12 protein-coding genes are annotated in these 14,420 nt (G+C 72.4%); 5 read left to right on the top strand and 7 right to left on the bottom strand.

The window, feature by feature from the left end:
• Positions 1-50: 50 nt before the first annotated feature.
• From IO29_RS13190 to IO29_RS13180, 3 genes are all read right to left on the bottom strand, one after another.
• On the bottom strand, positions 51-863 hold the full coding sequence (locus tag IO29_RS13190) for a thioredoxin domain-containing protein (protein ID WP_030380305.1): 813 nt from the start codon (positions 861-863) through the stop codon (positions 51-53).
• Between the two features lie 107 nt (positions 864-970).
• A complete protein-coding gene (locus IO29_RS13185; RefSeq protein ID WP_030380304.1) occupies positions 971-1,666 on the bottom strand; it encodes a hypothetical protein in 696 nt (231 codons plus the stop codon).
• A 106-nt stretch (positions 1,667-1,772) separates the two neighbouring features.
• On the bottom strand, positions 1,773-3,107 hold the full coding sequence (locus IO29_RS13180; protein WP_030380303.1) for a DUF2252 domain-containing protein: 1,335 nt from the start codon (positions 3,105-3,107) through the stop codon (positions 1,773-1,775).
• Positions 3,108-3,438: 331 nt separating this feature from the next.
• Between IO29_RS13180 and dnaE the strand changes: the two genes are divergently transcribed.
• Positions 3,439-6,978 (top strand): DNA polymerase III subunit alpha, encoded by a 3,540-nt coding sequence (gene dnaE / locus IO29_RS13175; RefSeq protein WP_030380302.1) that lies wholly within the window; start codon positions 3,439-3,441, stop codon positions 6,976-6,978.
• A 176-nt stretch (positions 6,979-7,154) separates the two neighbouring features.
• Here dnaE and IO29_RS13170 read toward each other — a convergent pair whose 3' ends face one another.
• Positions 7,155-7,349: a hypothetical protein gene (locus IO29_RS13170; protein ID WP_030380301.1), complete on the bottom strand. Its 195-nt coding sequence runs from the start codon at positions 7,347-7,349 to the stop codon at positions 7,155-7,157.
• 221 nt (positions 7,350-7,570) lie between these two features.
• Here IO29_RS13170 and IO29_RS13165 point away from each other — a divergent pair, with 221 nt between their 5' ends.
• The 4 genes from IO29_RS13165 (at position 7,571) to IO29_RS13150 (ending at position 11,703) form a co-directional block, all read left to right on the top strand.
• Positions 7,571-8,782, top strand: coding sequence for an NYN domain-containing protein (locus IO29_RS13165; protein ID WP_030380300.1), 1,212 nt, complete (start codon positions 7,571-7,573; stop codon positions 8,780-8,782).
• Between the two features lie 186 nt (positions 8,783-8,968).
• Complete coding sequence (locus tag IO29_RS13160) at positions 8,969-9,982, top strand: ABC transporter ATP-binding protein (RefSeq protein ID WP_030380299.1); 1,014 nt, start codon at positions 8,969-8,971, stop codon at positions 9,980-9,982.
• Between the two features lie 139 nt (positions 9,983-10,121).
• Entirely contained in the window at positions 10,122-10,943 is an 822-nt protein-coding gene (locus tag IO29_RS13155; protein ID WP_030380298.1) for an ABC transporter permease, read from the top strand.
• Between the two features lie 34 nt (positions 10,944-10,977).
• On the top strand, positions 10,978-11,703 hold the full coding sequence (locus IO29_RS13150; protein ID WP_030380297.1) for a DUF2567 domain-containing protein: 726 nt from the start codon (positions 10,978-10,980) through the stop codon (positions 11,701-11,703).
• Between the two features lie 168 nt (positions 11,704-11,871).
• Here the strand turns inward: IO29_RS13150 and ybaK are convergent, their stop codons facing one another.
• Genes ybaK through IO29_RS13135 form a run of 3 tightly spaced genes read right to left on the bottom strand, consistent with a single transcriptional unit; the run spans position 11,872 to position 14,398 of the window.
• Complete coding sequence (gene ybaK, locus IO29_RS13145) at positions 11,872-12,381, bottom strand: Cys-tRNA(Pro) deacylase (protein ID WP_030380296.1); 510 nt, start codon at positions 12,379-12,381, stop codon at positions 11,872-11,874.
• A 59-nt stretch (positions 12,382-12,440) separates the two neighbouring features.
• A complete protein-coding gene (locus tag IO29_RS13140; protein WP_030380295.1) occupies positions 12,441-13,181 on the bottom strand; it encodes an LON peptidase substrate-binding domain-containing protein in 741 nt (246 codons plus the stop codon).
• Between the two features lie 20 nt (positions 13,182-13,201).
• Positions 13,202-14,398, bottom strand: coding sequence for a hypothetical protein (locus IO29_RS13135; RefSeq protein ID WP_030380294.1), 1,197 nt, complete (start codon positions 14,396-14,398; stop codon positions 13,202-13,204).
• Positions 14,399-14,420: the final 22 nt, after the last annotated feature.

The raw sequence follows: 14,420 nt of genomic DNA, 5'->3' as shown, positions 1-14,420 counted from the left end.
AGTCCGCCCGCTGTTCGGCCGCGAACCTCAGTGCCGCGGGGTGTCCGGCGTCAGGAGGCCAGTGCCTTGTTGATGGCGGTGTTGAAGTCGTCCACCGTCATCGGCGCGTTCTGCCCGTCGGAGCCGGTCAGCGTCTTGCCGTCCATCTTCAGCGTCGGGGTGCCGTTCACGCCGCTCTTGTCGAACTTCGCCGACATGTCCAGCGCCCACTTGTCGTAGGTGCCGTTCTTGACCGCCTTCTGGAACGCCGCGTTGTCCTTCAGCGCGGGCACGGTGTTGGCGACCTTGATCAGGTAGGCGTCGTCCTTGAACTTGTCCTCGGTCTCCTCGGGGTGCCACTTCTTGGAGTAGAGGGCCGTCTTGTAGTCGGCGAACGCGTCGGTGCTGACGTTCAGGGCGGCCCCCATCGCGCTCAGCGCGTTCTTGGAGCCCTCGCCCTGGCTGTTGGTGTCGATGAACGTGGCACCGATGTACTGGATCTTGAACTTGCCGTCCTCGACGTCCTTGTGGACGGTCGGGCCGACGGTCTGCTCGAAGCTCGCGCAGATCGGGCAGCGCGGGTCCTCGTACATCTCGAGGGTCTTCTTGGCGCTGTCCTTGCCGATGACGACGGTCAGGCCGTCCTTGCCGCTGGTGTGGGCCGGCTTGACGAGCTTGTCGTCCTTGGCGGCCTCCCAGTAGCCGGGCTTGTTGCCCTGCACGACCGCGTAGCCGATGCCGCCGGCTATCGCGAGGACCGCGACGATGGAGCCGGCGACGACGAGCTGCCGCTTGACCTTGTCGCGCTTGGCCTGGCGCTCGCGCTCCTGGCGCAGCCGCTCCCGGGCCGCCGACTTCGCCGCAGGACTGTTTCGCTTGCTCATGTGGGTGATCTCCGTGGGAACGCGCGCACCGGTGGGGTGCGCGGGATGCTTCGGGGTGGGGGCGTGCTCGGGTGCCGTCTCCGGTCCCGTACCGGGGCGGGTGTGCCTCAGCCGAGAGCGGCGACGGGCACGGTGGCGCGCGGCGGGCCCCGGAGGCCCAGGGAGTGCGTGAACAGCCGGGTGCGGGGGGCGGGGGCCGCCGGGTGCGCGGGAAGCGCGGCGTGCCCCGTCGTGCGGCGCCGTACGGTGACCGCCGCGACCGCCAGCAGCAGCGGCCGGAAGGTGACGGCCCCGGCCGCGCGCAGGAGCTGGGCCAGGGCCCGCTCGCCGCGGCGCAGCCAGGCCGCCGCGAGCAGCCCCACGCTCACGTGCGCGGCCAGCAGCAGCCAGGCGGTGGCCGGGTCGGCGAGCAGGGGGGAGACCCGGGCGGCGCCGGAGCCGGTCAGGTGGGCGAGCGGGGTGCCGACCTCGCCGCCGCGGCACAGCACGTCCCAGCCGACCGAGCGCAGCGGGCCGGTGACGGGGCCGCCCGCGGGGCCGTAGCAGGTGTGCTGGCCGGTGGTGAAGACCGTGTCGGCGCCCAGTTCCAGCGGGACCAGCAGCGCCGCGATCCGTCCGAAGCCGCGCTCACGGCCGGCCAGGAGATAGGCGACGGCGAACACGGCGGCGGCGGTCGCCGTCACCGTGCCCGTCGGCAGCGGGACCCCGGACAGCAGCACGTGCGACGCGGTGCCGAGCGTCACGACGAGCGCCGTGAACACCGCCGCGCGTACGGCTCTGAGGTGGGTCGCTGATATGTCCATCGCGCTGGAGAGTGTCCCATGCGCTCCGGTAAGCGGCCCCTAAAGGTGAGCTGTGCGTTACCGGAGCGTTGTGGTGATCGGGACCGGCCGGGCGGCCGGCCGGGGGTCAGAGGCCGGGGATCCGGCCGTTGCGGAACAGGTCGACGAAGATCTGGTGGTCACCGCGCGCGCGAGCGCCGTAGCTGTGCGCGAAGTCGACCAGGAGGTCGGCGAAGCCGTCCTCCTCGGCGGCGATCGCGGCGTCGATGGCGCGCTCGGTGGAGAACGGCACCAGGGACTCGCCGGACTGGTCGTCCGCCGCCGCGTGCATCGTGGCGGTGGCCCGGCCCAGGTCGGCGACGACGGCGGCGATCTCCTCCGGGTCGTCGATGTCGCCCCAGTCCAGGTCCACGGCGTACGGCGACACCTCGGCGACCAGTTGTCCGGCGCCGTCCAGCTCCGTCCAGCCCAGCCACGGGTCGGCGTGCGCCTGCAGGGCGCGCTGGGAGATCACCGTGCGGTGGCCCTCGTGCAGGAAGTAGTCGCTGATCGCCCGGTCCGTGATGTGCCGGGAGACCGCCGGGGTCTGGGCCTGCTTGATGTAGATGACGACGTCGTTCTCCAGGGCGTCGCTGTTGCCCTCCAGGAGGATGTTGTACGAGGGCAGGCCGGCCGAGCCGATGCCGATGCCGCGGCGGCCCACGACGTCCTTCACGCGGTAGGAGTCCGGGCGGGTCAGGGAGGACTCCGGCAGCGTCTCCAGGTAGCCGTCGAAGGCGGCCAGCACCTTGTAGCGGGTGGCGGCGTCCAGCTCGATGGAGCCGCCGCCGGGGGCGAACCGCCGCTCGAAGTCGCGGATCTCCGTCATCGAGTCCAGCAGGCCGAAACGGGTCAGCGAGCGGGCGTCGCGCAGCGCGTCCAGCAGCGGGCCCTGGGCGGTGTCCAGGGTGAACGGCGGCACCTCGTCGTCCTTGGCGCCGGTGGCCAGGGCATGGATCCGCTCCCGGTAGGCGGCCGCGTAGACCCCGACCAGCTCGGAGATCTGCTCGTCGCTGAGCGCCTTGGCGTACCCGATCAGCGCGACCGAGGCGGCCAGCCGCTTCAGGTCCCAGGTGAACGGGCCGACGTACGCCTCGTCGAAGTCGTTCACGTTGAAGATCAGCCGGCCGTTGGCGTCCATGTAGGTGCCGAAGTTCTCCGCGTGCAGGTCGCCGTGGATCCACACCCGGGAGGTGCGCTCGTCCAGGTACGGGCCCGTGAGGTCGCCGTCGCCCGCCGCGTCCAGGTCGTGGTAGAAGAGGCACGCCGTGCCCCGGTAGAACGCGAACGCGGAGGCCGCCATCTTGCGGAACTTCACGCGGAACGCGGCCGGGTCGGCGGCCAGGAGCCGGCCGAAGGCGGTGTCGAAGACGGCGAGGATCTCCTCGCCGCGGTGCTCGGCGGTGAGCTGCGGGACCGACATCGCTGGGTGCCTCCAGGAGCAGGTGATGCGTGACAGATGTGACGGGAGCGACGTCCGCCGGGCCGGACGACGGGCGGTGGCCCCGCCGGTCCCTTCAACGCGCGACGGTCACCGGAAGTGCCCGCGATCCGCGTGCCCGGACGACACGCGCGGGCTTCCGCGCCCCCCGCACGACGGTACGCGGAGGGGTCCCGCCGGTGTCGGTGCCGGGGCATAGACTTCGACGCTGACCCCAGGACTGTCCGCGAGCCCGTCGCCGACCGTCCTCCCGTCACCGACCGCCGCCCCTCGTCGGGGCGCTCCGCGACGCAGCATCTCTTGGAGGCCGAACGTGTCGAAGCCGCCGTTCACGCACCTGCACGTCCACACCCAGTACTCGATGCTGGACGGCGCCGCGCGGCTGAACGACATGTTCAAGGCCTGCGACGAGATGGGCATGACGCACATCGCCATGTCCGACCACGGCAACCTGCACGGTGCGTACGACTTCTTCCACTCCGCGAAGAAGGCGGGCGTGACGCCGATCATCGGCATCGAGGCGTACGTCGCCCCCGAGTCCCGGCGCAACAAGCGCAAGATCCGCTGGGGCCAGCCGCACCAGAAGCGGGACGACGTGTCCGGTTCGGGTGGTTACACCCACAAGACGATCTGGGCGGCCAACGCCACCGGACTGCACAACCTCTTCCGGCTGTCCTCCGACGCCTATGCCGAGGGCTGGTTGCAGAAGTGGCCCCGTATGGACAAGGAGACCATCTCCCAGTGGTCCGAGGGGCTGATCGCCTCCACCGGCTGCCCCTCGGGCGAACTCCAGACCCGGCTGCGCCTCGGCCAGTACGACGAGGCCCTGAAGTCGGCCGCCGAGTACCAGGACATCTTCGGCAAGGACCGTTACTTCCTTGAGCTGATGGACCACGGCATCGACATCGAGCACCGGGTCCGCGACGGCCTCCTGGAGATCGGCAAGAAGCTCGGCATCCCCCCGCTGGTCACCAACGACTCACACTACACGTACGCGCACGAGGCGAGCGCCCACGACGCCCTGCTGTGCATCCAGACCGGCAAGAACCTCTCCGACCCCGACCGCTTCAAGTTCGACGGCACCGGCTACTACCTGAAGTCCACGGACGAGATGTACGCCATCGACTCCTCGGACGCCTGGCAGGAGGGCTGCCGCAACACCCTCCTGGTCGCCGAACAGGTCGACACCACGGGCATGTTCGAGAAGCGCGACCTGATGCCCAAGTTCGACATCCCCGAGGGCTACACCGAGGTCACCTGGTTCAAGGAGGAGGTCCGCCGCGGCATGGAGCGCCGCTTCCCCGGCGGCATCCCCGAGGACCGCCAGAAGCAGGTCGAGTACGAGATGGACGTCATCATCCAGATGGGGTTCCCGGGCTACTTCCTCGTCGTCGCCGACTTCATCATGTGGGCCAAGAACAACGGCATCGCCGTCGGCCCGGGGCGAGGCTCCGCGGCCGGCTCGATCGTCGCCTACGCCATGGGCATCACCGACCTCGACCCCATCCCGCACGGCCTGATCTTCGAGCGGTTCCTCAACCCCGAGCGCGTCTCCATGCCCGACGTCGACATCGACTTCGACGAGCGCAGGCGTGTCGAGGTCATCAGGTACGTCACCGAGAAGTACGGCGCCGACAAGGTCGCCATGATCGGCACGTACGGCAAGATCAAGGCCAAGAACGCCATCAAGGACTCCGCGCGCGTCCTGGGCTACCCGTACGCGATGGGCGACCGCATCACCAAGGCGATGCCCGCCGACGTCCTCGGCAAGGGCATCGACCTCAACGGCATCACCGACCCCTCGCACCCGCGCTACAGCGAGGCCGGCGAGGTCCGCGGGATGTACGAGAACGAACCGGACGTCAAGAAGGTCATCGACACCGCCAAGGGCGTCGAGGGCCTGGTGCGGCAGATGGGCGTGCACGCCGCCGGCGTGATCATGTCCAGCGAGACCATCACCGAGCACGTGCCCGTCTGGGTCCGGCACACCGACAACGTGACCATCACGCAGTGGGACTACCCGAGCTGCGAGTCGCTCGGCCTGCTGAAGATGGACTTCCTCGGCCTGCGCAACCTGACGATCATGGACGACGCGGTCAAGATGGTGAAGGCCAACAAGGGCCTCGACATCGACCTGCTGTCGCTGCCGCTGGACGACCCCAAGACCTTCGAACTGCTCCAGCGCGGCGACACCCTCGGCGTCTTCCAGTTCGACGGCGGCCCCATGCGCTCCCTGCTGCGCCTGATGAAGCCCGACAACTTCGAGGACATCTCCGCCGTCTCGGCGCTGTACCGGCCCGGCCCCATGGGCATGGACTCGCACACCAACTACGCGCTGCGCAAGAACGGCGCCCAGGAGATCACCCCGATCCACCCCGAGCTGGAGGCCCCGCTCAAGGAGGTCCTGGACGTCACCTACGGCCTGATCGTCTACCAGGAGCAGGTGCAGAAGGCCGCCCAGATCATCGCCGGGTACTCGCTCGGCGAGGCCGACATCCTCCGCCGCGTGATGGGCAAGAAGAAGCCCGACGAGCTGGCGAAGAACTTCACCATCTTCCAGGCCGGTGCCAAGAAGAACGGCTACAGCGACGAGGCGATCCAGGCCCTGTGGGACGTCCTGGTCCCCTTCGCCGGCTACGCCTTCAACAAGGCGCACTCCGCCGCGTACGGCCTGGTCTCGTACTGGACGGCCTATCTGAAGGCCAACTACCCGGCCGAGTACATGGCCGGACTGCTCACCTCGGTCAAGGACGACAAGGACAAGTCGGCCGTCTACCTCAACGAGTGCCGGCGCATGGGCATCAAGGTGCTCCCGCCCAACGTCAACGAGTCGGAGTCGAACTTCGCCGCCCAGGGTGACGACGTGATCCTCTTCGGCCTCTCCGCGGTGCGCAACGTGGGCACCAACGTGGTCGAGTCGATCATCAGGTCCCGCAAGGCGAAGGGGAAGTACGCCTCCTTCCCGGACTACCTGGACAAGGTCGAGGCCGTCGTCTGCAACAAGCGGACCACGGAATCCCTCATCAAGGCGGGCGCCTTCGACTCCATGGGGCACACCCGCAAGGGGCTCACCGCCCAGTACGAACCGATGATCGACAACGTGGTCGCGGTCAAGCGCAAGGAGGCCGAGGGCCAGTTCGACCTCTTCGGCGGCATGGGCGACGCCGACACCAGCGAGCCGGGCTTCGGACTCGACGTGGAGTTCTCGCCCGACGAGTGGGACAAGACGTATCTGCTCGCCCAGGAGCGGGAGATGCTCGGTCTCTACGTCTCCGACCACCCGCTCTTCGGCCTGGAGCACGTGCTGTCCGACAAGGCCGACGCGGGCATCGCCCAGCTCACCGGCGGCGACTTCGGGGACGGCGCGGTCGTCACCATCGGCGGCATCATCTCCGGGCTGCAACGCAAGATGACCAAGCAGGGCAACGCCTGGGCGATCGCCACCGTCGAGGACCTGGCCGGCTCCCTGGAATGCATGTTCTTCCCGGCGACGTACCAACTGGTCTCGACGCAACTGGTCGAGGACGCCGTGGTGTTCGTCAAGGGCCGGCTCGACAAGCGGGAGGACGTGCCGCGGCTGGTCGCGATGGAGCTCCAGGTGCCCGACCTGTCGAACGCGGGCACCAACGCGCCCGTGGTGCTCACCATCCCGGCCACCAGGGTCACTCCGCCCATGGTCAGCCGGCTCGGCGAGATCCTCAGCCACCACAAGGGCGACAGCGAGGTGCGGATCAAGCTCCAGGGACCCCGCAAGACCACGGTCCTCCGGCTCGACCGGCACCGGGTGAAGCCGGACCCGGCGCTCTTCGGCGACCTCAAGGTGCTGCTCGGCCCGTCCTGCCTGGCGGGCTGAGCCCCGCCCGGCCCGCCGCCCTGCCAGGCCGAGGGCCTGCCCGGCCCGGTGGGTTGAGGGGCCGGCGTGAACGCCCGGTGGAGATCCCGGCAGGGATTCCGCCTGGGTCAGGCGCGCACAGGTGCACGCAAGGGGCGCATCCCGCACGGGATGCGCCCCTCTTGGTGCGCCCGGCCTCAGTTGTGGCCGAAGCTCTTCCGCTGCTTGCGGCCGGGCTGGGCCGGGCCCGCATCCGCCGGGGCTATGGAGGCGGCCTGCGCCTCCCGCTCGGGCCGGTGCGCCTGCTCCGCCGCGTGTTCCGCCTGGGCGGAACGGTTCTGCGGGCCGTTGTTCTTCGGCTGCTTGCGGTTCTGGTTCTTGTTCTTCGCCATGCTGATTCGCCTCCTGTGAGGGGGTCCGGGGGCCGGACGGGATCAGACTCACACAGCCGTACAAAGAACGCATTCCGGGCAATTACCGTGTGTGACAAGGTGGCTGGCGACAGACGCGCCCGTGCGCCACGCCGAAGATCCAGTTCGGACCGTTAACCCCCGTGCCGTCGGGCAGACTCGAAGGAAGCCCGAAGCAAACCTCCCGGAAAGAGGTGGACCGCGTGGACCGCTGCATCGTCCTGGTGGACGCCGGATACCTGCTCGGGGCCGCCGCCAGCCTCCTCGCCGGTGAACCCTCCCGCTCCCGCATCACCGTCGACCACGCCGCTCTCATCCAGGGCCTGCGCGACCGCGCCGAGTCCGACACCCGGCAGCCCCTGCTGCGCATCTACTGGTTCGACGGCGCCCCCGATCGTGTACCGCAGCCCGAGCACCGCAGGCTGCGCGTGATGCCCCGGGTCACCGTCCGCCTCGGCGCCCTGACCCGCAGCGACGGACGGTGGGCGCAGAAGGGCGTCGACGCCGCCATGCACGCCGAACTCACCGAACTCGCCCGCAACCGGGCCTGCTCCGACGTGGTCCTGATCACCGGGGACGGCGATCTGCTGCCGGGCATGATGGCCGCCAAGGAGCACGGCGTCGCCGTCCACCTGTGGGCGGTGCAGGCCGCCGACGGCGACTACAACCAGTCCGAGGACCTGGTCGCCGAGGCCGACGAACGCCGGGTCCTGGACCGCGCCTGGATCACCCGGGCGGTACGCGCCAAGGAGTACGGCGGCATCTGCGCGCCCCCGCACGTGCCCCGGCCCGAGATCGCCGCGATCCTCTCCGCCCCGCTGCCGGAGTCCTCGCTCTCCGCCGCGCCCGAACGCCCCGCCGAGGAGCCCCGGCACCCGGCGGCGGCCGAGCCGCGCAACGGCTCGGCGGAGCGCGGGCCCGCCGCCAAGGGCGTGCCCACGCCGAAGGACCTGGCGGGGCTGCGCGCCCCCGGCCCGCAGCCGGCGCCCCCGCCGCCCTCGGCGACGCTGCGGTGGTCCTCGGACAAGGGCTGGGTCGACCGGCCCGGGGGCGAGTCCTCCGAGGCCGCCTCGCTGCCGACGCTCGCGCAGCTCACCAGCGCGGAGCAGCGGTGGGCGGACCGCGAGGAGGACATCACCGCGGTCGGCGGCGACCCGCTGGAGGTCGGACAGGTGTTCGCCCGCCGCTGGGCGGAGCGGCTGACCGACCAGGTCCATTTGCAGAAACTTTCCGGCATGTACCCCCGGGTGCCCCACCGCATCGACGGCGAGCTGCTGCGGTACGCGGCGCGTTTCGGTCTGCTCGCCCACAAGGACGACCAGATCGACGAACAGGACCGCTACGCGATCCGCGCGGGCTTCTGGCGCGAGATCGACGGCCGAACGGCTACGGAACGGGTTCCGGCGGGGGAGTAGGGGGGCGCCCCCCGACAGAGCCGCGGGGCTGTGTCGTCTGCGATGCGCCTGCTCGAAGTTGTCTGCGATGCGCCTGCTCGAACGAAGTCGAGGGCTCGGGGGAGGGCAGGGGCGCCGGGGCGGGAAAAGCCCCGCGGCCCCACCCCGGCGAGGGTTTGTCGGCGATACCCCGTAGTCTCGTCCTTTGTGAGTACGCGCACCGCACCGTCGACCCGACCGCAGGGCGACGTCGTACGCGTACGCGGACTGACCAAGACCTACCCCGCCGCCCGCGCCCGCCGCGGCACCCCCGCCACCCCCGAGATCACCGCCACCGACGACATCCGCCTCGACGTCCGCGGCGGCGAGATCTTCGGCCTGCTCGGCCCCAACGGCGCCGGCAAATCCACCCTCGTCCGCCAGCTCACCGGCCTCATGCGCCCCGACCGCGGCAGCGTCGAGATCCTCGGCCACGACATCGTCCGCCACCCCGAGCGCGCCGCCCGCATCCTCGCCTACCTCGGCCAGGAGTCCACCGCGCTCGACGAGCTGACCGTCTCCCTCGCCGCCGAGACCACCGGCCGGCTCCGCGGCCTCGACCTGCGCCGGGCCCGCGCGGAGCGGGACGCCGTGCTGGAGGAACTCGGCCTCACCCCGCTGGCCGCCCGCCCCCTGAAGAAGCTGTCCGGCGGCCAGCGCCGGCTCGCCTGCTTCGCCGCCGCCCTCGTCGGCGAGCGCCCGCTGCTGGTGCTGGACGAGCCCACCACCGGCATGGACCCGGTCGCCCGCCGCGCGGTGTGGGCCGCCGTCGACCGCCGCCGCGCGGAACACGGCACCACCGTGCTGCTGGTCACGCACAACGTCATCGAGGCGGAGACCGTCCTCGACCGGGTCGCCGTCCTGCACCGCGGCCGCGTCGTCGCCTGCGACACGCCCGCCGGACTCAAGGCGGAGGTGGCGGGCGAGGTCCGCGTGGAGCTCGTCTGGCGCGACCGCCCGCCACTGGACGTGCCCGAAGTCGCCGCCCTGCACGACCGCGCCACCGAATCAGGACGCCGCTGGACGCTGCGGCTCGCCCCCGAGGAGGCCCGGGCCGTCGTCGCCACGGTCACCGGCGGCGCCGCCTTCGCCGCCCTGGACGACTTCACCCTCGCCACGCCCAGCCTGGAGGACGTCTACCTCGCGCTCGGCGGGGACAGCCAGGGGCTGGTGAAGGCGTGAGGCGGGCCGGTGCGGCGGTGAGCACGCGGGGCGCCGCGTCCGTACGGTCCACAGGGAACGGAACGACCGCCCCGAGGGAGAACACCCCGAGGGAGAAGACTCGAGCGAGAAGGACCCGAGCGAGAAGGAGCAGCGCTTCGTGAGTGTCGTACCCGCCGGGATCCTGCCCGCCGCCCAGGGGGCGGTGCCGGACACCGCCCCGGAGGCGGCCGTCCTCGGGCCGCGGGCCCGGCTGTGGCCCGCGCTGGCCGCCGTGTACAAGGCGCAGCTCTCCCGCGCCCGGGTCGCCCGCATCCCCCTGCTGTTCGTGGCGACGTTCCAGTCGATCGGCATCATGATCCTCATGCGCGGAGTCGTGGACGACACGGCCGGGGCGCGCGCGGTGGTCGCCGGGTCCTCCGTCCTCGTCGTCGCCTTCGTGGCACTCAACCTGCTGGCGCAGTACTTCGGTCGGCTCCGCGCCGACGGCGGCCTCGACCACTACGCCACGCTCCCGGTGCCGCCCGCCGCCGTGGTGCTGGGCGCGGCGGGCGCGTACGCCTCCTTCACCGTGCCGGGCACGGTGGTCACCGCCGTCTTCGGCTGCCTGCTGTTCGGACTGCCGCTCGGCCACCTGTGGATACTGGCCGCGGTGATCCCGCTGGCCGGGGCCGCGCTCGCCGGGCTCGGCGCCGCCCTCGGGCTGCTCGCCCCGCGCCCCGAACTCGCCACCCTGCTCGGCCAGCTCGGCATGTCGGCGGCGCTCCTGCTCGGCGTGCTCCCGCCCGGCCGGCTGCCGGAGGTGGTCCGCCTCGCGCGCGATCTGCTGCCGTCCACGTACGGTGTGGAGGCGTTCGCGCGGACGTTCGGGGGACACCCGGACTGGATGTACGTCCTCGGCGACCTCGCCGTGTGCGCCGGTGTCGGGTTCGCCTCGCTTGCCGTGGCGGCCTGGGCGTACCGGCGCGCGGCCGTCCGGTGACGCGACCGACCGACTCGACTGGCACGATGACAGGGTGACCGCTCCGTTGACTCCTCCGCCCCCGCAGGAACCGTCCCGCCGCGACCAGGCCGGACAGCAGGCCCCCGCCCCGTCCGCCCCGGCGGCGCCGGGCCCCGCGTACGAGCGGTGGCAGGGACTCGACGGTGCGGCCGTGCCCGGACCCTTCGGCCACGGGCCGGGCGTGTCGTACGCACAGGACGGACCCGGTATGAAGACCGAAGTGCGGGAGGGCGTCGTCGTCGCGCTGGGCGTGGCGGTGACGGGGGTGCTGCTCGGGGTGCTGTGGTGGTGGCTGGCGCCGCATGTGCCGCTGGTCGGTGACGTGGTCGGCAAGAACTGGGTCGTCTACCTCAAGGACAGCGAGGGGGAGCAGGCGATCGGGGTCGACGGGACGTTCACGCTGCTCGCGCTGGCGTTCGGGGCGGTGAGCGCGCTGGTGGTGTTCCTGGTGCGGCGGCGGGGCGGGGTGCCCTTGGTGGTGGCGCTCGCGGTGGGCGGGGTGCTGGGGTCGTTGCTCGCGTGGCGGGTGGGGATCTGGCTGGGGCCCGCGCAGGATGTGGTCGCCCATGCGAAGAGCGTCGGCAAGGGGGTGACGTTCTCCGCGCCGTTGAAGCTGGGGGCGAAGGGGGCGTTGCTGGCGTGGTCGCTGGCGGCGCTGGTCGTTCACCTGGGCCTCACGGCGCTGTTCGGCCCGAGGGACCCCGAGCCGGGGCCGGTGCCGTTGCCTCCGGTGGGGTGAGGGCGCCCCGGAAAAGCGGGGTCGCCGTCACGGCGGCTTCGCGACCCGGCGCTCGACGGGTGCCTTCCCCCAAGCCGCGCCCCTGACGGGCGCGGGGAACCGCGCGGCCGGCCACGACGCACCCGCAGTCCCGCATGCACACGCCCAACACGCCCCTGAGGCGTGCCCCTACGCGCCCCGCGCGATCGGCGCGACGACCGCCTCCGTCAGGGCCGCCAGGTCACCCGGGGCGAGCTCCACCTCAAGGCCCCGTCGGCCCGCCGACACGCACACCGTGGCGTGCGCGGACGCGGACGCGTCCAGAACCGTGCGCAGGCGCTTGCGCTGGCCCAGGGGGGAGATGCCGCCGCGCACGTACCCCGTCGTCCGCTCGGCCAGCGTGGGGTCGGCCATCGCCGCGCGCTTGCCGCCCACCGCCGTCGCCAGGGCCTTCAGGTCGAGCGAGCCCGCCACCGGGACCACCCCGACCACCAGCGCGCCGTCCACGTCGGCCACCAGCGTCTTGAAGACCCGGTCCGGGGAGACGCCCATCGCCTCGGCCGCCTCCTCGCCGTACGAGGGGTGGGAGGGGTCGTGGTCGTAGGAGTGGACCGTGTACGCCACCCCCGCCGCCGTCAGCGCCACCGTGGCCGGAGTCCCGCCCCCGCCCGGCTGCTGCTTCTTCGCCTTCTTCGCCATCCCGGCCCTCGTACCGCCTTCCTCTTCGTACCGTGCCGCTCACGCCGTCCCGCGCCGCGTCAGTTGAGGCTCTGCGGGCCCCGCGTCAGCTCCGCCGCCGGCAGCGACGGCAGGTTGCGGATGATCGCGGTCTCCGCGCGCAGCAGCTTCAGCTCGTCCCGCAGCCGCGAGGCGGTGTCCGGCGCCTGGAGCAGCCGCTGCTTCGCCGGGGTGTCCAGCATCGCCGCCGCGGCGACCAGGTACGACACCACGGACGGCTCGTCGGGGAGCTCCCCGCTGGTCGACAACGACCGCTCCCGCGCCCCGGCCAGCCGCTTCTGATACTTCCGGAACGCCCGCAGCACGCCCTCGGCCAGCGTCGCGGCGCCGTCGCCCGGCTCCTCCTCCAGCTCCTCCAGCTCGGCCGTCAGGAAGGCGCCGGAGGCGTCCACCGAGAGCAGCCGGACCCGGGTGGTGCCGGTGGCCAGCACCTCGAACGTACCGTCGGGCCGCTCCCGGATGGTCGCCGCGTCCGCGACGCAGCCCACCGCGTGCAGCGCCTTGGCCGGATCGGCCCCGAAGCCCGCCGCGGGCCCCCGCTCGGGCACGGCCGTCGGATCGGGCATGCCGGGCTCGCTGGGCGCCACCTCGTGGCCGTCGCGGATGGCGACGACGGCGAAGCGGCGCGGTTCCTCCTCGGGGGTCTTCAGCAGTTCGCGCATCATGGCGCGATAACGCTCCTCGAAGACGTTCAGCGGAAGCACGAGTCCCGGGAAAAGCACCGAGTTCAACGGGAAGAGCGGAAGCCGGACGGTGGTCACGACGGGACAGCCTAATGGTCCTACGGCCGGGAACGGCCGGTGCGGTCACCCGGCGGGTACGGATCGGAGGCGCCGGGCGGGCGCGCGGGGCGCGGACCGCCCGCGTGCGGCGCGCGGTCGTGCGCGGCCCGGAGCCGGACGCCGTCCCGTACCCGCAGGAACCGGGCGAGCGGGTCCTCGCCCTCCCGCTCCCAGGGGAACGAGGTGGCGTACGGGCCGATCAGGCGCAGCTGCTCCAGCGCGTCCTCCCAGCGGTACAGGCGGACCAGCACGAGCGCGAGGACGTTACGCACCTCGGCCGGCCAGGGATCGGCCGGCGCGTACCCGGCGGAGAGCGCGACGGCCCGGTCCGCCGCCGCGTCCAGCCGGGCCCGCGAGACGGCCGCGCCGCCCCGTGCGGAGAGGTAGGCGTGGGCGGCCCGGACCGGCAGCGCCTGCACCAGCGACCCGGGGAGCGCGTCCTGCGCGGCCCGCTCGGCGAAGTCGAAGCACTCGCGGTGGCACGACGGGCCGGAGCCGCCCCGGGCGTCGCAGGCGCTTGCGAGGTACCGCAGGGCGGCCACATGGCACCCGTAGTGGTGCGGGGAGCGGCGCACGGCCTCCACCCACAGCCGCTCGAACGCGGTGTGTCCCGCACGGGTGCCCCGGGCGTGGTCCAGGGCGATCCGCCAGGGCACCGGGTCACCCCCGCCCCGTTCGCTGACCGCCGTGACCAGCGGACTCGCCCGGCGCAGCAGTTCGGCGCGGGCCGGGGAGACCCAGCCGCGATCCACCGCGAGCTGGGCCCCGACCAGGGCCGCGTCCGGGGAGTCCGGGTCGGCGGCGCACCAGCCGTCGAACCACTCGCCGCGCGAGCGGGCGAACAGCGCGAGCCGCCGGACGTAGCCGTCGCGGTCCTCCCACGCGGCGGCCTCGCGGGTGCCGGCCAGCAGCGCGGCCGCCGGCCCGTACTCGCCGCGGCCGGCCGCGACGAGCGCGGGGGAGAGGCGGTCGTCGGGCGCGTCGAGCAGCACCTCGTCGTCCGGCACGAGACCGTCCGAGAGGGGGCCGTCCGGGAGGGGCCCGTCCGGGAGGGGGCCGTCCGGACCGGGGCCGTCTGGAACGCGGCCGTCCGGGGGGAGACCGTCGGGGACGGGCCCGGCGGCGGGCCGCGGAGCGTTCCGGGACGGCCGAGCGGCACGGAGCAGGGCGCGCAAGCGGGTCATGGTGTCGACCATTGAAAACACCAGGTCGCGCACG

The organism is Streptomyces sp. NRRL F-6676 (assembly GCF_000725625.1).
Taxonomy (GTDB): domain Bacteria; phylum Actinomycetota; class Actinomycetes; order Streptomycetales; family Streptomycetaceae; genus Streptomyces.
Note: the sequence above shows the minus strand (reverse complement) of the source record. Positions and strands in the feature narration are given on the sequence as shown.

Excerpts from the sequence above, each read along its gene's own strand:
- IO29_RS13190 (WP_030380305.1), bottom strand. The coding sequence starts at position 863 with ATGAGCAAGCGAAACAGTCCTGCGGCGAAGTCGGCGGCCCGGGAGCGG.
- IO29_RS13185 (WP_030380304.1), bottom strand. The coding sequence starts at position 1,666 with ATGGACATATCAGCGACCCACCTCAGAGCCGTACGCGCGGCGGTGTTC.
- IO29_RS13180 (WP_030380303.1), bottom strand. The coding sequence starts at position 3,107 with ATGTCGGTCCCGCAGCTCACCGCCGAGCACCGCGGCGAGGAGATCCTC.
- IO29_RS13170 (WP_030380301.1), bottom strand. The coding sequence starts at position 7,349 with ATGGCGAAGAACAAGAACCAGAACCGCAAGCAGCCGAAGAACAACGGC.
- ybaK (WP_030380296.1), bottom strand. The coding sequence starts at position 12,381 with ATGGCGAAGAAGGCGAAGAAGCAGCAGCCGGGCGGGGGCGGGACTCCG.
- IO29_RS13135 (WP_030380294.1), bottom strand. The coding sequence starts at position 14,398 with ATGGTCGACACCATGACCCGCTTGCGCGCCCTGCTCCGTGCCGCTCGG.